A 21,071-nucleotide genomic window follows, 5' to 3' on the forward strand; every position below is an offset into this window, starting at 1 on the left:
ATTACTTAGATATCGGGTTTTTTTGATGGGCAAAGAGAATTTTTTCGATAAAAATTCGGGTATACTTTTTTTAATTTGACAATTTCTTTGCAGAATTTGTGGCAAGAATTATAGAATTCTCAATTTTGAGCTGGTTTCGATCAAAAATGGAATCAATCTCGAAAAGTTAAACTCCAAAAATTATCTAATTTTATGATTTTCATTTGTAGGATTTACGAAAACGATATAGTAACTAACAAACATGAAATATACAATGTATAACGAGCTTAACACTAGCACAAGAGTTTTGATGGGACCTGGACCGTCTGATGCGCATCCAAGAGTACTCAAAGCAATGGCTACCCCTTTAATAGGTCACCTGGATCCAGAGTTTGTAACTATTATGGACGAGGTCAAAACCATGGTGCAAGAAACATTTATTACAAAAAATCATCTAACTTTTGTAGTATCAGCTCCTGGTAGTGCAGGTATGGAAACCTGTTTGGTGAATTTGTTAGAACCTGGTGATGAAGCTATTATTTGTATCAATGGAGTTTTTGGTGGTAGAATGGTTGATATTGCAGAGCGATGTGGAGCAACAGTGCACAGGATTGAAAAAGAGTGGGGAACTGTAGTGACCAAAGAAGATGTTAAAAAAGCACTAGACATTTGCCCAAAACCAAAATTGGTGGCTCTCGTGCATGCCGAGACTTCTACAGGAGCTTTACAACCATTAAAGGAAATAAGCGATTTGGTGCATAATGCTGGGGGATTATTAATGGTAGATGCAGTAACTTCCTATTGTGGTATGGAGTTAAAAGTTGACGAATGGGGTATTGATGCTATTTATACAGGTACACAAAAGTGTTTAAGTGCGCCTCCAGGACTTTCACCCGTGAGTTTTTCCGATAGGGCAGTAAAAGCACTAGAAAACAGAAAAACAAAAGTACAGAGCTGGTTTCTTGACCTGAGTCTTGTAAAGAATTATTGGGGAGGCGCAAAACGTGCGTATCATCATACAGCACCGGTATCTTCGGTGTATGCTCTAAGAGAGTCTTTACGAATTGTTTTAGAGGAAGGATTGGAAAATCGTTGGAAAAGACACCAAGAAGTACATCAGGTTTTAAAAGAAAAATTAGAAAACCTTGGGTTCAGATATTTGGTTGAAAAACAGTATAGATTACCTAATCTGAATTCCGTTTTTCTACCTGAAGGGAATGATGAAGCCCTGATAAGAAGTAAGTTGTTAAATGATTATAATATTGAAGTAGGAGGAGGGCTTGGCGCTTTTGCTGGTAAAATATGGAGGATAGGAATCATGGGAGAAAGTTGTACCCTAAATCATGTAAACATGCTTACAAGTGCCCTAGAGGACATAAAAGAATTTAAACGATAAATAAAAAACCCGCTAAGATTTCTTAGCGGGTTTTTTCCTATTGTTTAGAACTATACTTATTGCTATACCGTTTCCAAAGTTTGGTTTGATGCGTTTCTAAACTTATATCACGTCCTTGGATAAAAGCTTTTTCTAATTGATTGGTACGCATATCTAAAGCATCACCAACACTTATGAATAGCGTTGCATCTTTACCAACTTCCAAAGTTCCCACGATATCATCAATTCCGAGAATTTTGGCGCTATTTTCAGTAATAAGCTGTAGCGCTTTTTCTCTATCTAATCCATGGGCCGCAACAGTTCCTGCCTGAAATGGTAAATTACGAGCATTGGCACGTTCCATTTGACCACTGTTTTCCAATCCAACCAATACACCTGCATCTATGAGTAGTTTTGCATTTTTATAGGGTTGGTCATAATCGCTGTCCTCATAATTGGGAGTAGTATGGGTTCTTGTTAGTAATACCGGGATGTTATTACTTTTAAGTTGTGCTGCTACTTTATAAGCCTCGTCGGCATGTACTAATACGATTTTTTGGATTTTTTGCTTTTTTGCAAAAGCAAGTACATCCAAAATTGCTTTTTCGGCACTTACATGTACAAATAGACGTTGCGATCCATCAAAGGAACCTTTCATGGCTTTATGAGGTAGTTTGCCTGCAATTTCATTTGACTTCATTGAAGCGTTTGCCTGATCGAAGAAGTCTGCCAATTTGGTAACTTGTTCGTGATATTTTTTGTTGGGTTTAAAGCCTGGATCTTCTCCTAACCACCATCTTCCACGTGTAAAAGGATTTGGCCAATTTAGATGAATGCCATCATCTAATTTGATTGCAGCATCTTCCCAGTTCCAGGCATCCAGTTGTACAATCGATGAGGTTCCAGAAATCATTCCTCCTCTAGGAGTGACCTGGGCCATAAGCACACCATTTGGACGCATACTTTCTATAATTTTACTTTCGGCATTATAGGCAATAATACTTCGTATGTGCGGATTGTAACTTCCAATTTCGCTATCATCATCTGTGGCACGAACAGCAGCTATTTCTACAAGACCTAATGTAGAATTAGGCGCGATAAAACCTGGATATACATGTTTTCCGGTGGCATCTATAACTTTTCCTTTCGGCGAGGCACTTCCACTTGCACCTACAGCAGTTATTTTACCATTTTCAAAAATGATAATACTATTTTCGATTACTTGTCCATTACCAATATGAGCTGTTGCTCCGGTAATAGTTATTGCTTCACTTTGGGCAGGAGCAGGAGTTTGTTGTCCCCATGTCTTTCCTGTATAGAAGACAAATAGTGTTATTATGAATATTATTTTTTTCATTTCGTATTTCTTATGAATTAGTAAGCAGACTGTAAGGTTTCACACTCAAAATGTTGCTTTTCTTTTTTCTTTGGAGGCTGCGTTTTTAGGCCACTATTTTTCGCTTTAAGCATCATGGTCGAGAGTTTGTTTTTTTCTGAAGCTATAGTTTTTCTCATTGCTTTGTCTTTTGCAAGATCAAAATAAATAGCACCCTCGATCATTGTGGTTTCTGCTTTGGCATAAATAGATAATGGATGGTCTGTCCATAATACTAGATCTGCATCTTTACCTACTTTTATACTTCCTACTCTATCATCAATATGTAATAGCTTAGCTGGATTTAAAGTGACAAACTTTAAAGCGTCTTCTTCACTCACCCCGCCATATTTTACCGATTTGGCAGCTTCCTGATTAAGACGACGAGACATTTCAGGATCATCACTATTTATTGCGGTAACAACACCTTGGTTGTGCATAATAGCGGCATTATACGGGATAGCGTCATTTACTTCGTATTTGTATGCCCACCAGTCAGAAAAAGTGGAGCCTCCAACACCGTGAACAGCCATTTTATCTGCTACTTTATATCCTTCAAGAATGTGTGTAAAAGTATTAACTTTAAAGTTAAACTTTTCAGCTACTTTCATGAGCATATTAATTTCACTTTGTACATAAGAATGACAACTTATAAAACGTTGACCATTAAGAATTTCAAGAATGGTTTCCATTTCGATGTCCTTTCGGAAAGGTTTGCCGCTGTTTTTCTGCTTTTCGTATGCTTTAGCTCTACTGAAATAATCCGTAAATACTTGTTCAACCCCCATTCTAGTCTGTGGAAAACGAGTAGTGCTTCCCCAGTTGCTTTGTTTTACATTTTCGCCAAGAGCAAATTTTATGAACTTAGGAGAATTATCGTAGATAAGATTTTCGGCATTTTCTCCCCACTTTAGTTTTATGATGGCAGATCGTCCACCAATTGGGTTTGCAGATCCATGCAGAATTTGTATTGAGGTTACGCCTCCTGCAAGATTTCGGTAAATGTTAATATCATCTGGAGAAACAACATCTTCAATAGTAACTTCGGCAGAAGAGTTGTGGCCTGCTTCGTTAATTGCTGCGGCAGCAATATGAGAGTGTTCATCAATAATACCTGGAGTGAGGTGTTTTCCCGTGGCATCGATTACTTTGGCATTCCCCGCACTAAGATTCTTACCAACTGCAGAAATTTTTCCATTCTTGACTAAAACATCTGTTTCACTTTGAATACCATTGGATTCATTGGTCCAAACCGTAGCATTTTTAAACAAAACGGTTTCTGCTTTTGGTAGTTTTGCATTTCCATAAGCTATATTTGGATAGCTAATCGGCAATACTTCGGGTTTTTCTTTTTTATCTGAAGGTTTTTCTTTTTTCTTTTCTTCAGAAGCTTCTTTGGGTTTCTTTTTTGCTGTAAATGTGGTTTCGGCCCCGTTGGGTAAAATAGCCTTTCCTTTTAAAAAATTTGGAGAATCCCCTAAAGCGGCAACCACCCTGGTATACTTGGTCTTTGTGGTGTCTGCATCTGTAAATGTAATTGTGATCCAATCGTTTTGGTAGTTTATTTTGGATCCTAGTTTTGTTTCGCCAAGTTTTACTTCGGCTTTAGGTTTATTTGGTTTTCCAGAAATGGATAGATCATACGTTTTTCCAGCTACGGTAAGTTCATAATCTCCACCAATATCTTTGGTATTCATATCATTTATGATATTCTTGTGACCCTGCACCCAATTCTCGTAAATGACATTATCTTTGGAAAATAATTCGTCTTTTGTTATCAGAAAATTAGCATAAGACCCTTTTTTCAAACTTCCTAATTCATTACTTTTTCCTAAAATTTTAGCAGGAATAGTAGTTAACGAAGCAAGAGCAGTCTTTTTATCTAATCCATGCTCGATGGCTTTCATTAATCGGGCTTTTAAATCGGCAACTTTCTTAAGCTTATATGTCGTTAAAGAAAAAGAAACGCTATTTCTTGCTAATACTGCCGGATTGGTAGGCGCCTGGTTCCAATGGCGCATGTCACCAAGACTTACCATTTTTACCATATATGGATCGGATACATCATAGGCCTCTGGAAAATCCAGGGGAATAATATATGTGGCATTTGTAGCTTTTACATTATTGATGCGGGCGTACTCGTCACCACCACCAACAATGGTATACTGGATATTAAATTGATCTCCTATTTTATCGGCTCTAAAACCATTTATTCGGCTTCCGGCCTCAAAAATTTGAGGGAGATTTTTGTTTCTTTCTAAAGCTTCAAGTGATAAATCTTTACTATTTGCGTTTCCACTAGCGTACCACTTAGAGTCATGATACACTTGTCTAAGCAAAGCCATCGCTCCCATTAAAGAGGTAGGATACACCTGCTTACTTTTATTGCTTTTTTCAAAAGATAAAAATTGAGAAGATCTATCGCTTAATAAACGTTCGCCTTCAGTTGCTTCATTATTAAGGGCGACCAATAGTCCGGTACCTCGTATAATACCATCTGGCATGTGCGTATTTAAAACGCCAAAACCTTCCTTGATATATTCAGTAGCTTTTTTATCATCGTATTTGAAGTCTGTAAGAGCACTATTTTCTGGTCTAATGTGATCATTCCAGTAGTATCCTTCTCGGGATGCTTTCCATTGTGGTTGTGCGCCAGGAGCGAAAATACTACCTCCTTGTTTTTTTGGTTTTTTTATACCAAAATTGGTAAATGGATCAATGAAAGATGCATAAATGTGTTTCCCTTTAAGGTCAATGACTACACTATTTTGCGGAATAGATAGAGAACTACCTACTTCAATAATTTTACCCTTTTGAATAATTAAAGTCCCGTTTTTGATTTCTGAATCTGGGGTTGTGTGAATCGTCGCATTTTTGAATACTGTATAGTTAGTATCTGTCGTTTTGACTCCGTCATTTTTCGGAAAATATTCCTGTGCATAAAAGTCAAAACTCCAACATACCACTATAAGTGATAATAGAAGTTTTTTCATAAAAGTTGTGTAATGTGTATATAGGTTTTAAAGATAGTAGTTGAAGCAAAAAAAGGGTGTTAATTAGCAATAATTTAACAACTAGGTTCCAATTGGAAACTATTGTTGAAACACTCGGGGATTAACTTTATAATAATTAACCAATAACGCGACAACATAGCTATAGGTTTCCATACCGTCGGGTTGATTATTTACCTTTAAATAGCTATCATAAGTTCCTTTAAAAATAGGCTCGAGGGGATTTTCATAAGACTCCCAAAACTCATTTACTTCGCGATAATTTTTTCGTATTCCAGGTCTTAGTTCTTCAAGCAGACAGAGGGCTTTTTGCTCATTACGGGTGTATAGGTCATTTAAACAAAAACGTAGTGCAAATGTCGCTCCGCTATAGTTGAAATAAAGATCATCATATTTCATAGTAGTTAGCGCTGCAATAAAGTTGGCTTCGTTTTCTTTGGCAAACCCTAGTTGATGCGCCTCTTCATGGCAGCTGGTAGTCGGTGCTTTGTAGTTTAGAATTAATCCGTTGACCTGAGCTTCGTTGGTTATAGGATTTAAATATCCACTAAACCCCATATAGGTAAGTGGTAAACTCAAAAGAGACTTTTTAATGCTCTTTGGGTGATAATGTAACTCTGGAAAAAGTCCATTTAGTTTTTCGTAAGCGGGGACCGTTTTTTCAAAAATTTCCTTTTTAGAATAAGGTATTTTTACCGACAATGAATCATTCGATTCAAGTTGTAAATGTAATGCATTGGCTTTGTCGATGAGAGCTTCAGAAACTTGAATAAGTTCTTCCTGCGTATATTCATCGTCAATTTTCAAAATTTCATGTAGTGGTAACCTATAATAATTCATTCCCCACAGCATATGAAAACACGCATAGATCACAGATAATGTTGCACCTATATCCAGTAGTACTTCTTTCCAAGCAACTCCTTTGCGAAAGACCTTTTTAAATAAAAAACGCAGTACTCCTATAATTAATATTGCATATAAAATATCACCAAATGAAAAGGGGATCCAACCAAATACATGCCGCAACACTTTTGAGGTAAAGATAAAAATACCATTACTATAGAAATGTTCTACAAACTCTGGAAACAAAGAAATGATTTTAATCAGTAGTATTTGAACTGGTAATAATATGGTAAGAAATAGCTTTGTTTTGGATTGCATGCGATAAATATAAGTTACCCAGACAAAACTACAACATTTAATATTTCATTTGAATTAAGGTTATCATAATATAGTACATTTGCGAAAACACAATACAGAATATGAATTCAGAAATACGAAATTTAGAACCCAAAGTACTTTGGAACAAGTTTGCCGACCTTAATGCAGTACCCAGACCTTCGAAAAAAGAAGAACGGGTGATCAAATTTATGGAAGATTTTGGCGCATCTCATGGTTTGGTTACCGAAACAGATAAAGTAGGAAATGTGTTGATCAAAAAACCGGCAACCCCCGGTATGGAAGGTCATAAAACAGTAGTGATGCAATCACATTTGGATATGGTACACCAAAAAAATGCCGATACCAATTTTGATTTTGATACGCAGGGGATCGAAATGTATGTGGATGGCGATTGGGTGCGCGCCAAAGGAACTACTTTGGGAGCTGATAATGGATTAGGAGTAGCGACGATTATGGCTATTCTTGAGTCCAAGGATATTGAACACCCTGCTATAGAAGCTTTGTTTACGATCGATGAAGAAACCGGAATGACCGGAGCGATGGGCCTTGAAGGTGGTTGGTTGCAAGGCGATATTTTGTTAAACCTGGATACCGAAGAAGATGACGAGATAGGAGTGGGATGTGCCGGAGGGATCGATGTAACGGCCAAGCGAACGTATAATGAAGAAACTGTACCCGAAGGGAAAGTGGGATATACCATTGCGGTGATTGGACTTAATGGTGGACATTCTGGGATGGATATCCATAAGGGATTGGGTAATGCTAATAAGATTATGAATCGCCTGTTGTTTGATGGATTCGAAAATTTTGGATTACGCATCCACCAAATCAAAGGTGGAAGTTTGAGAAATGCAATTCCCAGAGAAAGTTTTGCTACCATAGTGATTGATACGATTCAGGAAGAAGCGTTTGAATTTGAAATGAAAGCCATAACCGATACTATTAAAAAAGAATTGTCGATTCAAGATCCAAACCTTGTTATCGAAATTACTAAAATTGATACTCCGAATACAGTTATGGAACTAGGGGTACAAGAAGGTGTACTAAAGGCTATCTACGCATCACATAATGGAGTATATACCATGAGTGCCTCGATACCCGATTTGGTAGAAACATCGAATAACATTGCCAAGGTTACTATTGAAAATGGAGAGGTAATCATTGAATGTCTTACACGTAGTAGTGTAGAATCTTCAAAAATGGATTTGGTCAATAAACTACGTGCTACTTTTGAGCTTACTGGTTGTGAAGTCACTACTAGTGGCGATTATCCAGGGTGGGCGCCCAATATGGATTCGCCAATTCTTAAAGTAATGGATGCCTTGTATGAAAAGCTAAACGGAGAAAAAGCACATGTAGCGGCTTGCCATGCAGGATTAGAATGCGGAATCCTGGGCCAAAATTATCCTAATATGGATATGATCTCGTTTGGACCCACTATTTTGGGAGCACACTCGCCCGATGAGCGTGCTAGTATCTCATCGGCTCAAAAATACTGGAAGTTTGTACTGGAGATCTTAAAGGAAATACCGAAGAAGTAGTTGTTATTAATATTCCACACCCCAAGGGTTTACAAAACCCTTGGGGTGTTTTGTTAAAACGTTAAAAATCTTGAGGTGTTAAGTATGTAACGAGGTTCTACTTTATCATTAGATTTTTTTCATTTATTATCTAAATAGGCAAGTTCAAAATTAAAGACATCATCAAATAAAGAAATTTATTAATATGAACACCCTAAGGGTTTACAAAACCCTTAGGGTGTTAATTATGCAACGAAGATTTACTCCAACATTAAATCGTCTTTTAGTTTTATTCTTTTATCCAAATGGGCATGTTTAAAATTAGAAATATCATCAAATAACGAAAGTATAAATGCTCTCTTTAACTTTGAAGGTTTGTTTGATAAATAACTAGCATAGGATGAGTGCGGATATGTTCTAAAATCGTCTACCATTCCATGATGCTCAGGATTAACATGGGTATAAATTATTAATTGTTTTAGATAGTTTTCATTTCCAATCTTTTTTCTGGAAAATGGATTTCTAAACAAACTTCCTTCTCGGTTATATCCCTTGTTTATGGCTTTGGAATAGGCATTAAATAGGTTAGAAAATTTTGTCGAAATAAACTTTTCGGTATAGTTGGGTTTTGTTTTGACCACTAGGTGAAAATGATTTTTTAGAAGACAATAGGCATAGATATCGCAGACTTCGAGAATATGTTTTTCAAGCAGTGTCAAGAAATAGTTGTAATTACGTTTTTCTTTAAAAATATCTTCCTTATTATTTCCACGATTATAGATATGAAAATAAGCATCCGGAGTTAAAGTTTGGTATTTCATGGTGGTTGGGTGTTATCTTTTGTTTTACTAAATTAAAATTACACCCCAAGGGTTTTCAAAACCCTTGGGGTAGGTTTTCAAAACCCTTAGGGTGTGTTTCCAAACCCCTCGATTATCAATATGAAAATAAGCATCCGGAGTTAAAGTTTGGTATTTCATGGTGGTTGGGTGTGATTTTTTGTTTTACTAAATTAAAATTACACCCCAAGGGTTTTCAAAACCCTCGATTATCAATATGAAAATAAGCATCCGGAGTTAAAGTTTGGTATTTCATGGTGGTCGAGTGTTATCTTTTGTTTTACTAAATTAAAATTACACCCCAAGGGTTTTCAAAACCCTTGGGGTATGTTTTCAAAACCCTTAGGGTGTGATAAACTAAACAGTTTTCAATACTACATTATTTCCTCATTCTCTTTTCTCGTTCTTCTTGCCGCCACTTGTGCCATTATAGTATCGGTTTGCTCATTGATAAGTGCTATCCAATCTGGGTTGGTAGTAGGGTCTGTGGTGAGTACTACATTACGTAACGTGGGAATCAGGTCATTAACTAGCGGAGTTAGCGCTCTTCGGGCTTCGTTAATGGTAGGGTAATTCTTTTTGGTATCCTCTTCCAGGCGCTCGGTATATACTACTTTAAACTTTTGCTCAGCGGTTTTTAGTTTGATATACCTATTTGTGATACCCAATACGGTAAGTGCAGATTGATATGCTTCTTTATCCATTTCCTGAAACAAGGTTTCTAATCGCCCCGATTGTTCTAGAAGGCCTTCTCTATACACGGTAGTGCCTACTTTTTCGATAACATTCCATAATTGGGTATAGGCTTCTTTTTCTTCAGGCTCGTCGGTTTTTTCGTAGGCCTGTATCATATCTCTAAACAAGATAAAAGCATCATCACGAACCTGGTCTAATTGCGTTACTTCTTCAATAAGACTGTTGGTTCTTACAGCCGCCAGGGCACTGCGTAAGTCTTCTAATTTAGGTTGAATCACCTTGGTGATGTTTATAATAAACGTATTGTCACAAAGGTGTTTTTGGACAATAGCGATATAATTACTAGTTACCTCAGATAATTCGGAATGCGTAGTTTTTGTCAACGCGATGTTTTTAATTTTTTGCATTTGTAATATAATTTTAATTAATGTTTAACAGTTGTTTTTATAAATTCTATCGTAATTTTTATTTTCCGGTGGTGCATACTCAAAATTTTATTGCAATGAGGTTTCCACATAACTGCGCACTAAAAATTACTATGCGATTTTCTCTCTGTAGTGCTGTGGACTAAAAAACACGCTTTGTTTTTGTCTCCACACGGCTGCATACTCAAAATTTTGTAGTAATTTTTAGTTTGTAGCACTGCGCAGTCAATTTTTTGTGGTGTTTTTATGGCCACATCACTGTGATCTAAAAATCGAGGGTAGAGTGTAAGTAACACGGGATGGATTTGCATATTATAATCGTGTTTAGGATTTCTTACAGCAAGAATAGGACACGCCAGTTTCATTTTTTGAAACTGGTGTCCTTTTTTTAGAAAAAATATGGATCACTGTGAAAACCTGTAAAAATCATTGGTTGAGATTATTGATTTTTGGAAAGTAACTATATTAAAAGTTATATATTTATAAATGCATGTAAGTGTTTATAAGCATTTACAAACAGAAATAAAAAAGAAATAAACCCAATTGGATTTATACAATTGTTGGCATTAATTGAAGTAACAATTCTCAAAGTAGATCGTTCGATTTATAAAATTTAAAAAATTAGGAAAATGAAAAAACTAATAGCATTGCTACTTATTGTATTAATATGCTTTGGGTGTAAGAAAGAGTATGAAAATTCAAACAGGAGTAATGCCCCAGAATATTTTGACCTCTCTGCGATTATTAATAAAAAATTAGATTCAATACAAAGTATTAGTCAGCTTTTTATTAATAATCCTAGTAGCCAACAAGGACATGATAAAAACGATTCGATTACACGTGAAATAGGTTCACTTACTGAAAATATTATTCATGTATTAATTGAGTCTTATGGGAAAACACACACAGATACAATTTTAACTGTTTTGAAAAAATTAGATAACTCTGGATACATTCCAAACGAATTATATAAGAAACTTAACGAGAAAGATTTTTCTACTGAAATTGGAAAAAGAGCGGCTAAAGAGTATCAGAAATATGTAAAATCTAAGGATGAAAAAATAAATAGTTTAAAAAATATCAAGTTAATCGACAAAAAACTTTCTTTAATTAGAGTCTTTGAAAACGACACCATAAAACTCCAAAATTTGCTTCTAAAACATAAAGGATATAAAGTGTTAGATTTTTGGGCAACATGGTGTGCTCCCTGTAGGTCATTTAATAAAAGATTTCACAACCAATATAAAAAGTATAAGAATAAAGGAATTGAATTCTACGGGATAGGTATTAGAGTCGATAGTGAAAATGAAAAAGATAAGTTCTTGACAGCTGTTAAGAATGATAGAACTCCATGGAAACAATTTATAGATTTAGATAACGAAATTTATAATCTTTTTGAGACAAATACAGTTCCTTACCAAGTTCTTTTAGATGATAATAATCAAATAGTTAAAATATTATCGCATGATATCGATAAAGAGCTTGACGAAATACTGGAAAAAACTAATGCCAACACCGTGCATAATTAATTGCTTAAACACGTACCGAAATCATACATGAGACGGTTATATGTAATAAAATAAAGTAATGTATATTGATCTAAATGGAAATATTGGATTTAACGAGTTTAGACTATATATTGGTATGCCTTAAAGGAATTCAATAAAATCATTCCAGATTTCAAAGGAAATCAATACTTAAACCGATCCGGAGAATTAATTGGTCATGTTGGATTTTTAAATAGTAGAATTTCTGATTCTGAATGGGAAATATCATTGCAAGTGTATTTGAATAGAGGTCTATGTATCTTAGGTTTGTTGGTGAGCCATTTGAAGAAAAATGGCTGGGCGAAGAAACTGAATTAAAAAGAAAAGAATATCATAAAAATTTTCTTAGCAAACTTGGTTTAAAAAAAAGAAATTATGAATTTGGATACATCCGCTGTTCAATGAATAAACTGAATCAAATAGAAGATTAGCTTTGTACCATAACAAGCAGTATAGTACGCTACGACTATAATTTTTCATCTTGAATTAGAGTATGCAAGCCCCTTATTTTATCTGATTTAGGTTTTCTAACGTGGCTTATTAGAACGCAATAGGAAACGATAAGAAGTGCATTAAAACCCTTGTTATAGTTTTTGTGTAACTAAAATCAAAATCACAGGTCTTAATACAAACTAGTGTCATGAAAAAAAGAATCTATACCTTTTTGATAGTTGTGTCCATAGGCCTATTGTCTAATGCCATTGTTGCGCAAATACACATTACAGGAAATATCGAAATAAATATGAATTCTGGGGTATTCAAATGTAATGTGAACTTATCAAACATGCCAAAATTAAAAGATTATAGCATCCTTTTGAATAAAGGGATGAATATCAAGTATTTTAAAGACTACAATAATGATTTAATTAAATATGAAGGACATTATAATGGACAAATGAAAGGTGAAGCTATAGAATATGTTCTTAAAATTGATTCAACATCGACGTTCAAAGAGATCAATGTTAGCTATTTAGGCGCTTTTCCCGTATACACCAATGACTATAATGAATTTGACTACAAAGGCGTAATTGCTATTAACAATCAAACCGTTAGAGCTACTGAACAAACTAAATGGTATCCTGTAGTTTATGATATCACAAATGATAAATTAATAAATAGTTACACCTATGATCTGAATATCAGTTTGATTGACGGTAACACAATTTTTTTAAACGGGAGTCCGCCTAAAAAGAAAAGCAATGCACGTTTTGTTTCTAAAAAAGCTTACCCACTATTTTTATTTGCAGGAACTTATGATTTTATAGAAAACAACGGTGATTATATATTAAATACTGACGTAACACAGGAGAATGCCAAAGTTATTTTCGAAAACATAGAAGTAATAAAAAATAATTATTCTAAAAACTTAGGGATTAAATTTACAGACCATATTTATCTAATTAATCATAAGGCCATAAACAAAAGAAAAAAAGGTAGTAGTTGGGGGTTTAATACCTATCCTGCATTTGCCTTTACAGGTTTGAATTTTAATAAACTAATAGATGAAAACGGTACCTTCTACAACCATCATTTTAGATATTTTGGACATGAGTTTGGGCATAATTATTTTGGAAATAATGTTGCATCAGGAAAACTAAAATGGTTTTGGGTAGAATCTTTTGCCGAATACTTATCTTATAATACCATTGAAGATTTAATCGAAAAAAACTACCTAAAAGAAGTTTTGACAAAGCAGTTAAGTTACCTGAAGAGCGATGATATTTATGTTCCCTTAAATGAAATAGAAAGTACTAATCAGATTGGAGAGAAATATAGGTATGTGTTGGCTCCTTTGATGCTGAAATGTTTTGAGGATAGATTTGGTAGGGTTAAAATGAATCTTGTAATTAGATCTCTGTTACAATATGCCAAAGATGAGACATTGACTATTGAGCATTTTCAGAAATCTGCAATTAAAAGCGGTATAGATAAAGAGGATTATAAAGCGTTTGAAAAGAATTTTATCACGAGTAAAAATTTTAAACAGAATATCATAGAAGAAATCAAAAAGAAACTGTAACAATTATTAAAAGATTACCTCTTTACAAAGTAACACAAATATCAAAACGATGCGATTATCTTACTTTTTAGTCTTTGTTCTTTTTCTAGGGGTGAGCAATGCACAAACTTCTTTAAAAGAAATCAATTTAAACCATGGTGAATATAGCGTAGGATTTCAACATTATACCCTTGTTGACAGCACAAGAACGTATCAAATCAAAAATGAGTTCAATAATACTTTGATGTATAGACCTATTCCTGTAAGCATATGGTATCCTGCTCAAGTAGATGATAAAATCTCAAGGCAATTCACAGTTTTGAATTATCTGGAAATTTTAAAAGAAGAGGAAGAATGGAAGCACCTACCCAATTCATTTTTACTGGATTGGTTTCCGTATTTATGGAACACTCCTCAAAACAGAGCGCATCTTCCAGAACAGGCACATGCATTGTATAATGCCAATTGGCTAGACGGTAAGTATCCTGTAGTTGTGTATGCTTCCAGTTATCAGGCGTCGTCAATAGAGAATTTCGCGTTATTCGAATATTTGGCAAGTCATGGTTTTGTGGTGATAGCAAGTCCTTCAAGAGGGACAACTACACGTGGGTTAGAAGGAGGGACCACAAAAGATATGGAAACACAATCAAGGGATATTGAATACTTGCTCAAAGAAATCCATAACTACAAAAGTATAGATGTCAAACGTATAGCACTTATGGGATTTAGTTTTGGGGGTATTTCAAATTTTGTTACGGCTATGAAGCGTCCTGATATAAAAGCGCTGGTAAGTTTAGATGGGACAGAGCGATATAACTACGCGGTGCTGGAAAAATCGGCCTATTTTGATCTTAAAAAAGTTAATATTCCCTATGTTCATTTTTCTCAAAAAGAGATTCCCAAAGAAGTACTAATGGCCGAAAAAATCCCGGCGGAATTGAATTACGAATTTAAAATATACGACTCGTTACAATATAGTAAGGCATATAGTTATAGGTTTAATGATTTATCGCACTCTTATTTCAGTTCATTTGGGGTGTTGTTTGCAAACCGGGATAAAAGACAAGATAAAAGTGATGCCAAGATCATGCAATCGTATAAATTGCTTTCAGAACATACATTGCAGTTCTTAAAAGCATTCCTAAATGAGGATAAAAAAGCAAAAGAGTTTGTCGAAAACAGTCCAAAGAATAATGGTTTTTCAGAAGATCTGATTTCAAAAAAGATGAAAAAACCAATTAAAAAGGAGTTTGGTTACAAAGATTTTAATGATGTAGCGCACAATCAAAATTACCAGGATTTAATTCCCTTATATCAAAAAACAAAAAAGAAACATCCAAAACTCGAGCTTCAAGAAGGGATGTTAAACACTCTGGGTTTACGATTATCTTTTGATCCCAAACGCACAAAACAAGGGATCAATGTGTTTTTATTGGCCCTACATATCTATCCCAACTCGGCCAACCTTTATGATAGTTTAGCCGAAGCATATCTACATCATAAAGATTATAAGAATGCAATTTCTAGTTTTAAAAAATCTTTAGAATTAAATCCACAAAATCAAAATGCGATTAATAAGCTAAAGCAATTGGAAAAATACTAACCTTTAATAATTCGCTTTAAAATACATTAAAAACTAGAGTCATTGTTTCGAGATGGACTCCTTTGAAATTTTTATTATCTTACATAAGTACGATGATAAATTGATAAAATGACCTATTATCAACTTGAAATACAAAAAGTAAAAGATACCTGTTGGAAAAACCAGCAACAACTCGATACGGTGATTAAAGCGCGTCATTTCATAGATCAAAATTTTAATGAAGATCTAAATCTGGACCTACTTTCATCGATATTGTATACTTCGAAATTTCATTTACTACGTTTGTTTAAAAGATATTATGGGCAAACGCCAAAACAATATTTAACTGAAAAGCGAATACAAAAGTCTAAAGAACTTTTAAGTAAGGGAGTGTCGGTAATAGAAACTTGCTATGCTGTAGGATTTGAGAGTCATAGCTCATTTACTGCATTGTTTAAAAGTAAAATTGGAGTTGCACCATCTGTATATCAAAAAAGGCAATTTTCGATAAGTGAATAGCATTTAAATTTACGAACTTGGGTCATCGTTTAATTAAAAACATAAAAAATGAAGATTCGAGTGGTTAGTGTTCCTGTTGGGGATCAAGAAAAAGCATTGCAATTTTATACTAAAAAATTAGGCTTTGTAAAGAAGCTTGATATTCCGCTAGGCGAGGGGAGTAGATGGCTTACCGTTGTTGACGAAGAAGAACAAGATGGCCCCGAGGTATTACTAGAACCTGCTCCCAATCATTTTGAACCCGCAAAAACCTTTCAGAAAGCATTGTTTGATGCCGGAATCCCATGGACCCAGTTTAATGTTGATAATGTAGACACAGAATACGACCGTTTGATACAACTGGGGGTTGAATTTAGTGTAAAACCAACGGTAATGGGTACTGCAAAGGTGGCAGTTTTTAATGACACTTGCGGTAATAATATCCAGATTGTAGAAATGTTATAGTATGAACATAGCCTATATTCTTTTTGATGAAATTACATTACTGGATTTTATAGGGATTTATGATCCAATTAAGAATATCAAAACCAAAGGATATCTTAAAGATTTGAGTTGGGACTTGTGTGCTACCAAAAAATCGATCAAAGATAGTTTCGGTCTCGAGGTGGTAGTGGATAAAGTTAAACCAGATTTGTCGATCTATGATATGATTATAGTACCTGGTGGTTTTGGTACCCGGAAATTGCAGTACGATACAGATTTTATCAATTGGCTGAAAACTGGAGAGAATGTAATATATATTGTATCGATTTGCACCGGAGCTTTGTTAATCGGTGCAGCTGGATTCTTAAGAGATAAAACGGCAACTACCAATTTTAATGAGTACCAAACACTCAAAAAGTACTGTGACGATGTAGTGGAAAAAAGAATTGTAGACGACCAGAATACTATTACAGCAGGTGCCGTAGCATCTTCGTTGGATGTTGGTTTGTATATATGTCAAAAGCTAATAGGTCCAAAGAAAACGGAAGAAATTAGAAAAACCATGGATTATCATCCTAAAGCATTTGACCTTCTTATCAAGTAATCTAAAACAAAAAAGCATCTCCGATCAGAGATGCTTTTTGTAGTATGATATTATTTTTTAATGTCCGTGACCGTCACCTTTAGCATGTCCTTGAGGAACACTATTTGGACCTTCGATTCCCATCATTTCTAATTCGAAAATTAAATCAGAGTTAGGGGGGATTACTCTTCCAGCTCCTCGTTCAGCATATCCCAGATGAGAAGGAATGAATAGGATTACTTTGTCTCCCACATTTTTCATTTGTAATGCTCCTTCTTTAAATCCAGGAATCATTCTGGCGTCTGGAGAGTAAGGCATTGGCATAGGTCCGTATGAAGGTCTACGTGGATTAAATACTCCAAACTCTTTTGCTTTATCTTCATAACTAGTGTCAAACATTTTACCTGTTGCAAGGTAACCTTCGTAATTCACTAGTACCTTATCACCAATTTTCGGTTTGTCTCCTGTACCCTTATTCAAGAATAAAATTTCAAGTCCGCTATCTAATTTTGTAGCTTTTGTTTTTAACTCGGCATATTTTGCCGCTATTTTTTCATCTCTTTCTTTCTCTAGACGTTCTTTTTCGGCTTTTTCTTCTTCTATAACCTTAAGCTTTTCAGCAAAAGCTTTTTCTGTATCAAAAGCTTTTGCATCAGAACCTTTGCGAATAATATTTACTTCAAGCATTTTGATTTCACCAACTGGTTTATCTCTTGGCCCTGTTTTTACAGTTCCAATGCTATCAATAACATCTTGTCCCATTACAATCTCCCCAAAAACAGTATGTCCTCCATTTAACCATGGAGTAGGTTTAAGAGTAATGAAAAATTGGCTTCCGTTGGTCCCAGGACCCGAATTGGCCATCGATAAGATTCCTTTTGATTTGTGAGTAAGTGAGTCAACAATTTCATCGGGGAATTTATATCCTGGGTCACCTGTACCTGTTCCAAGAGGATCTCCAGTTTGGATCATAAAGTCTTTGATGACTCTGTGAAAAATAATTCCGTTATAATATTTTTTTCCAATGTATGAGCTGTCAACCATAGTATTGGTACCCTCTGCAAGAGATACAAAGTTGGCAACGGTCATTGGTGTTAAATCATGATATAATTTTGCAACTGCAACACCTTTGTTGGTTTTAATTTCTGCATAAAGGCCATCTTGAAGCTCTGGGTATTTCTCGTTGCAACTGCCAAGCGCAATCGCAATAAATGTCAAGAATAATAAATTTAATTTTTTCATTTGTGTTTGTTAATTAATTTTCTTTTGTTGATTCTTTGGTAATCGTATTAAGTGTTACCGTAGTCTTTAACGGAATATTTGTTCCAATCTTATTATCATCACCATAATATCCATATGCTTGATATGAAGGAAATAGGAATGTAACTGTTTCCCCTGCTTTCATAAGTTTTAACCCTTCTCGAAGTCCTAGAAAGAGCTCTTCTTTATCTATATAATAGGTTATGGTGTCCAACTCTTTTTTGGAGTAGATTGTATTTCCATTCAAGTCTTGAACGTTATAATTAAAATTTACTATATCGCCAAATCTGGGAGTACGGGTGGATACTGTGTCTTTTGTATTATAGAAATACCAAAAACCACCTTCAGAAGTAATATAGGAATTACTGGTGTCTTGGTTAATGATTCTTTGAATTCGTGCCTCTTCTTTAGCGGCAAGTTGCTTGTTTCGGTTAATAGATTCATCGATAAAAGAACCCGATTTAATACTTACCGGTTTTCTTGCTTCGGGAGTTTTACATGAAGGAAACAAAAAAAGAAGACCCAGTATACAAAGTAGTATTCTCATTGATTTAAGAGCTTTTTATAAGATGGTAAGATACTAATAAATTTATCAACGGTATCTGATAACGAAAGATTACTTTTTCCACCAGCAGCATTATGATGTCCACCCCCTTCAAAATAATCTCTGGAAAATTCGTTTACCGAAAAATCTCCTTTAGATCGTAACGATATCTTTATAATTCCTTCTTTTTTATTCTCTATGAAAATGGCAGCAAACTTAATCCCCACTATCGAAAGGCCCATATTGACAAAACCTTCGGTGTCTCCTTTCTTGAAATTGTGTTGATCCAACTCTTTTTGGGACATCGTTATATAGGCGGTTTTATATTCTGAAAGTACCTTAAGATTGTTAAGTGCAACTCCTCTTAACTGAAGCCTTGACAATGTATTGGTGTCATAAACATTTTCATGAATATTGGTGTTATCTGCACCGCGATCTATAAGATTGGCTACTACTTGATGTGTTGTACTAGTAGTAGACCTAAATCTAAAGGATCCTGTATCGGTCATAATACCTACATAGATGCAAGTTGCAATTTCAGGAGTGATGTTGTCTAGATCGCCTAAGTTTTCTATAAAATGATAGATCATTTGACAAGTAGAACTCATCCCCACATCGCTGTACATATATTTTGCATATCCATCTGGCTGTTGGTGATGATCAATCATTATAAAAGTAGTATTGGCATTGGCCAAATCACTTTCCATATCCCCACTTCTAGAGAGATGATTAAAATCTAATGTAAAAATGATATCGGCTTCTTTTATTTTAGATTTTGATACTTCATTATCACAGCTAAATTTGATGACTGTATCTTCTCCTGGTACCCATTTCAAAAAATCTGGATATTCATTGGGAGTAATTACGGTAGCATGATGCCCAATAGAAGTAAGATAATGATACAATGCCAGAGAAGAGCCTATTGCATCTCCATCTGGGTTTTTATGGGTAGTGATTACTATATTTTTAGGTGAGCTTAGAAGCTCTTTAATTTCTTTGATATTCATGGTCAGCGAATATACAAAAAGCCACCTAACCCCCAAAGAGGCACCTTGAAAATCATTAGAGAATGATTTAATATTATGGTAATACAATATAATGTATTTTTAACCTTACTAATTTGAGGTTATGCAAAAATATATAGCAACTCTTATACTCTTAACATCTTTCTGTTTTGGTTATTCCCAAGAGGTAGAACAAAAAACAAAGCCAGATTTTGTCATTGCTTTTGGTAGTTGTAACAAACAAAATGAACCACAACCTCTTTGGAAAGAAATTTTGAAGCATGACCCCAATCTTTTTGTCTGGGGAGGAGATAATATCTATGCCGATTCTAAAGGAGACACAGGTAATATTAAAGAAGGTTATGCTAAACAAAATACTAACGCCTATTATCAAAAAATTAAACAATCTATGCCTATAATGGCAACATGGGATGATCATGACTATGGTAAAAACGATGCAGGAGTAGAGTGGAAGCTCAAAGAAGAAAGCCAAAAGCTGTTTCTAGATTTTTTTGAAGTGCCAACAGACAGCCCAAGAAGATACCGAGAAGGAATCTATACATCCGAAATATTTGAAATTGAAAAAGGAAGTATAAAGGTCATTGTTTTGGATACCAGATATTTTAGATCTCCCCTTAGGAGGAATGAAGTTGAAGGAGGGAAACGTTATTTACCTTATGAAAACCAAGAGGGTACCTTGTTGGGAGAATCCCAATGGAAATGGCTCGAAAGTGAGCTGGCAAATAATTTTTCGGACTTCCTGATTATAGTGAGTAGTATTCAATTTTTATCATCAGAGCATGGTTTTGAATGCTGGGGCAATTTTCCTCATGAAGTAGATCGGTTAAAAAGAATATTAGTCGATAAAGCGGTTAGAAATGTTATCATACTTAGTGGTGATCGTCATATTTCTGAATTTTCTTTAACCAAAATCAAGGGACTGAAGTATCCATTAATAGATTTTACTTCGAGTGGATTAACACATGCATATACCGGTTACAAAGGCGAGTCTAATAGATTTAGGGTAGGTAACGTGGTTTCAATACCAAGCTTTGGCCTTTTGAAATTTAATTTTGATGACTATACAGTTTCTATGCAAATGCGAGGAAAAAATAATCTCAAGCTTCAGGAATATACCAAGCAATACCCTAAAGATTGATTTTTATGATAAAGATGAAATGATAGATGTAGTTTCTCATAATAATTCT

Annotated in this window: 18 protein-coding genes; 10 read left to right on the forward strand and 8 right to left on the reverse strand. The window is 34.8% G+C overall.

Annotation, left to right across the window (positions count from 1 at the left end; all coding sequences use genetic code 11):
• The first annotated feature begins 241 nt into the window (after positions 1-241).
• Positions 242-1,375: a pyridoxal-phosphate-dependent aminotransferase family protein gene (locus tag U6A24_RS16280; RefSeq protein WP_324181050.1), complete on the forward strand. Its 1,134-nt coding sequence runs from the start codon at positions 242-244 to the stop codon at positions 1,373-1,375.
• A gap of 37 nt (positions 1,376-1,412) precedes the next feature.
• On the opposite strand, the gene U6A24_RS16285 is transcribed toward U6A24_RS16280, so the two are convergent.
• The 3 genes from U6A24_RS16285 to U6A24_RS16295 form a co-directional block, all read right to left on the reverse strand.
• Complete coding sequence (locus tag U6A24_RS16285; RefSeq protein WP_324181051.1) at positions 1,413-2,711, reverse strand: amidohydrolase family protein; 1,299 nt, start codon at positions 2,709-2,711, stop codon at positions 1,413-1,415.
• A 17-nt stretch (positions 2,712-2,728) separates the two neighbouring features.
• Complete coding sequence (locus tag U6A24_RS16290) at positions 2,729-5,722, reverse strand: amidohydrolase family protein (RefSeq protein ID WP_324181052.1); 2,994 nt, start codon at positions 5,720-5,722, stop codon at positions 2,729-2,731.
• Positions 5,723-5,821: 99 nt separating this feature from the next.
• Positions 5,822-6,901: a DUF3810 domain-containing protein gene (locus tag U6A24_RS16295; RefSeq protein WP_324181053.1), complete on the reverse strand. Its 1,080-nt coding sequence runs from the start codon at positions 6,899-6,901 to the stop codon at positions 5,822-5,824.
• Between the two features lie 101 nt (positions 6,902-7,002).
• Here U6A24_RS16295 and U6A24_RS16300 point away from each other — a divergent pair, with 101 nt between their 5' ends.
• Positions 7,003-8,463 (forward strand): aminoacyl-histidine dipeptidase, encoded by a 1,461-nt coding sequence (locus U6A24_RS16300; RefSeq protein WP_324181054.1) that lies wholly within the window; start codon positions 7,003-7,005, stop codon positions 8,461-8,463.
• Positions 8,464-8,702: 239 nt separating this feature from the next.
• On the opposite strand, the gene U6A24_RS16305 is transcribed toward U6A24_RS16300, so the two are convergent.
• A complete protein-coding gene (locus U6A24_RS16305; RefSeq protein ID WP_324181055.1) occupies positions 8,703-9,263 on the reverse strand; it encodes a transposase in 561 nt (186 codons plus the stop codon).
• Between the two features lie 392 nt (positions 9,264-9,655).
• Positions 9,656-10,384, reverse strand: coding sequence for a DUF6261 family protein (locus U6A24_RS16310; protein ID WP_324181056.1), 729 nt, complete (start codon positions 10,382-10,384; stop codon positions 9,656-9,658).
• 647 nt (positions 10,385-11,031) lie between these two features.
• Here U6A24_RS16310 and U6A24_RS16315 point away from each other — a divergent pair.
• The 7 genes from U6A24_RS16315 to U6A24_RS16345 all read left to right on the forward strand — a co-directional run bounded on the left by U6A24_RS16315 (position 11,032) and on the right by U6A24_RS16345 (position 17,076).
• Positions 11,032-11,931: a TlpA family protein disulfide reductase gene (locus U6A24_RS16315; RefSeq protein ID WP_324181057.1), complete on the forward strand. Its 900-nt coding sequence runs from the start codon at positions 11,032-11,034 to the stop codon at positions 11,929-11,931.
• 272 nt (positions 11,932-12,203) lie between these two features.
• The gene (locus U6A24_RS16320) at positions 12,204-12,380 is read left to right on the forward strand and encodes a hypothetical protein (RefSeq protein ID WP_324181058.1); all 177 of its coding nucleotides are present in this window, start codon (positions 12,204-12,206) and stop codon (positions 12,378-12,380) included.
• A 209-nt stretch (positions 12,381-12,589) separates the two neighbouring features.
• On the forward strand, positions 12,590-13,969 hold the full coding sequence (locus U6A24_RS16325; RefSeq protein ID WP_324181059.1) for a gluzincin family metallopeptidase: 1,380 nt from the start codon (positions 12,590-12,592) through the stop codon (positions 13,967-13,969).
• 49 nt (positions 13,970-14,018) lie between these two features.
• Positions 14,019-15,551, forward strand: coding sequence for a poly(ethylene terephthalate) hydrolase family protein (locus U6A24_RS16330; protein ID WP_324181060.1), 1,533 nt, complete (start codon positions 14,019-14,021; stop codon positions 15,549-15,551).
• Positions 15,552-15,659: 108 nt separating this feature from the next.
• Positions 15,660-16,049, forward strand: a complete 390-nt coding sequence (locus U6A24_RS16335; protein ID WP_324181061.1) for an AraC family transcriptional regulator — start codon at positions 15,660-15,662, stop codon at positions 16,047-16,049.
• Positions 16,050-16,097: 48 nt separating this feature from the next.
• Positions 16,098-16,493, forward strand: coding sequence for a VOC family protein (locus U6A24_RS16340; protein ID WP_324181062.1), 396 nt, complete (start codon positions 16,098-16,100; stop codon positions 16,491-16,493).
• Between the two features lies 1 nt (position 16,494).
• Entirely contained in the window at positions 16,495-17,076 is a 582-nt protein-coding gene (locus U6A24_RS16345) for a DJ-1/PfpI family protein (RefSeq protein WP_324181063.1), read from the forward strand.
• A 57-nt stretch (positions 17,077-17,133) separates the two neighbouring features.
• Here U6A24_RS16345 and U6A24_RS16350 read toward each other — a convergent pair whose 3' ends face one another.
• From U6A24_RS16350 to U6A24_RS16360, 3 genes are read right to left on the reverse strand one after another with little or no spacing between them, the layout of a single operon-like run.
• Positions 17,134-18,297 (reverse strand): peptidylprolyl isomerase, encoded by a 1,164-nt coding sequence (locus U6A24_RS16350; protein ID WP_324181064.1) that lies wholly within the window; start codon positions 18,295-18,297, stop codon positions 17,134-17,136.
• 13 nt (positions 18,298-18,310) lie between these two features.
• Positions 18,311-18,862, reverse strand: a complete 552-nt coding sequence (gldI, locus tag U6A24_RS16355) for a gliding motility-associated peptidyl-prolyl isomerase GldI (RefSeq protein WP_324181065.1) — start codon at positions 18,860-18,862, stop codon at positions 18,311-18,313.
• On the reverse strand, positions 18,859-19,866 hold the full coding sequence (locus U6A24_RS16360; protein WP_324181066.1) for a DHH family phosphoesterase: 1,008 nt from the start codon (positions 19,864-19,866) through the stop codon (positions 18,859-18,861). The genes gldI and U6A24_RS16360 overlap by 4 nt, the downstream gene beginning before the upstream one ends.
• 121 nt (positions 19,867-19,987) lie before the next feature.
• Between U6A24_RS16360 and U6A24_RS16365 the strand changes: the two genes are divergently transcribed.
• On the forward strand, positions 19,988-21,022 hold the full coding sequence (locus U6A24_RS16365; protein ID WP_324181067.1) for an alkaline phosphatase D family protein: 1,035 nt from the start codon (positions 19,988-19,990) through the stop codon (positions 21,020-21,022).
• The last annotated feature ends 49 nt before the right edge of the window (positions 21,023-21,071 follow it).

This window comes from Aquimarina gracilis, assembly GCF_035285365.1.
GTDB classification, from domain to species: domain Bacteria; phylum Bacteroidota; class Bacteroidia; order Flavobacteriales; family Flavobacteriaceae; genus Aquimarina; species Aquimarina gracilis.

Excerpts from the sequence above, each read along its gene's own strand:
- U6A24_RS16280 (WP_324181050.1), top strand. The coding sequence starts at position 242 with ATGAAATATACAATGTATAACGAGCTTAACACTAGCACAAGAGTTTTG.
- U6A24_RS16285 (WP_324181051.1), bottom strand. The coding sequence starts at position 2,711 with ATGAAAAAAATAATATTCATAATAACACTATTTGTCTTCTATACAGGA.
- U6A24_RS16290 (WP_324181052.1), bottom strand. The coding sequence starts at position 5,722 with ATGAAAAAACTTCTATTATCACTTATAGTGGTATGTTGGAGTTTTGAC.
- U6A24_RS16295 (WP_324181053.1), bottom strand. The coding sequence starts at position 6,901 with ATGCAATCCAAAACAAAGCTATTTCTTACCATATTATTACCAGTTCAA.
- U6A24_RS16300 (WP_324181054.1), top strand. The coding sequence starts at position 7,003 with ATGAATTCAGAAATACGAAATTTAGAACCCAAAGTACTTTGGAACAAG.
- U6A24_RS16305 (WP_324181055.1), bottom strand. The coding sequence starts at position 9,263 with ATGAAATACCAAACTTTAACTCCGGATGCTTATTTTCATATCTATAAT.
- U6A24_RS16310 (WP_324181056.1), bottom strand. The coding sequence starts at position 10,384 with ATGCAAAAAATTAAAAACATCGCGTTGACAAAAACTACGCATTCCGAA.
- U6A24_RS16315 (WP_324181057.1), top strand. The coding sequence starts at position 11,032 with ATGAAAAAACTAATAGCATTGCTACTTATTGTATTAATATGCTTTGGG.
- U6A24_RS16320 (WP_324181058.1), top strand. The coding sequence starts at position 12,204 with ATGTATCTTAGGTTTGTTGGTGAGCCATTTGAAGAAAAATGGCTGGGC.
- U6A24_RS16325 (WP_324181059.1), top strand. The coding sequence starts at position 12,590 with ATGAAAAAAAGAATCTATACCTTTTTGATAGTTGTGTCCATAGGCCTA.
- U6A24_RS16330 (WP_324181060.1), top strand. The coding sequence starts at position 14,019 with ATGCGATTATCTTACTTTTTAGTCTTTGTTCTTTTTCTAGGGGTGAGC.
- U6A24_RS16335 (WP_324181061.1), top strand. The coding sequence starts at position 15,660 with ATGACCTATTATCAACTTGAAATACAAAAAGTAAAAGATACCTGTTGG.
- U6A24_RS16340 (WP_324181062.1), top strand. The coding sequence starts at position 16,098 with ATGAAGATTCGAGTGGTTAGTGTTCCTGTTGGGGATCAAGAAAAAGCA.
- U6A24_RS16345 (WP_324181063.1), top strand. The coding sequence starts at position 16,495 with ATGAACATAGCCTATATTCTTTTTGATGAAATTACATTACTGGATTTT.
- U6A24_RS16350 (WP_324181064.1), bottom strand. The coding sequence starts at position 18,297 with ATGAAAAAATTAAATTTATTATTCTTGACATTTATTGCGATTGCGCTT.
- gldI (WP_324181065.1), bottom strand. The coding sequence starts at position 18,862 with ATGAGAATACTACTTTGTATACTGGGTCTTCTTTTTTTGTTTCCTTCA.
- U6A24_RS16360 (WP_324181066.1), bottom strand. The coding sequence starts at position 19,866 with ATGAATATCAAAGAAATTAAAGAGCTTCTAAGCTCACCTAAAAATATA.
- U6A24_RS16365 (WP_324181067.1), top strand. The coding sequence starts at position 19,988 with ATGCAAAAATATATAGCAACTCTTATACTCTTAACATCTTTCTGTTTT.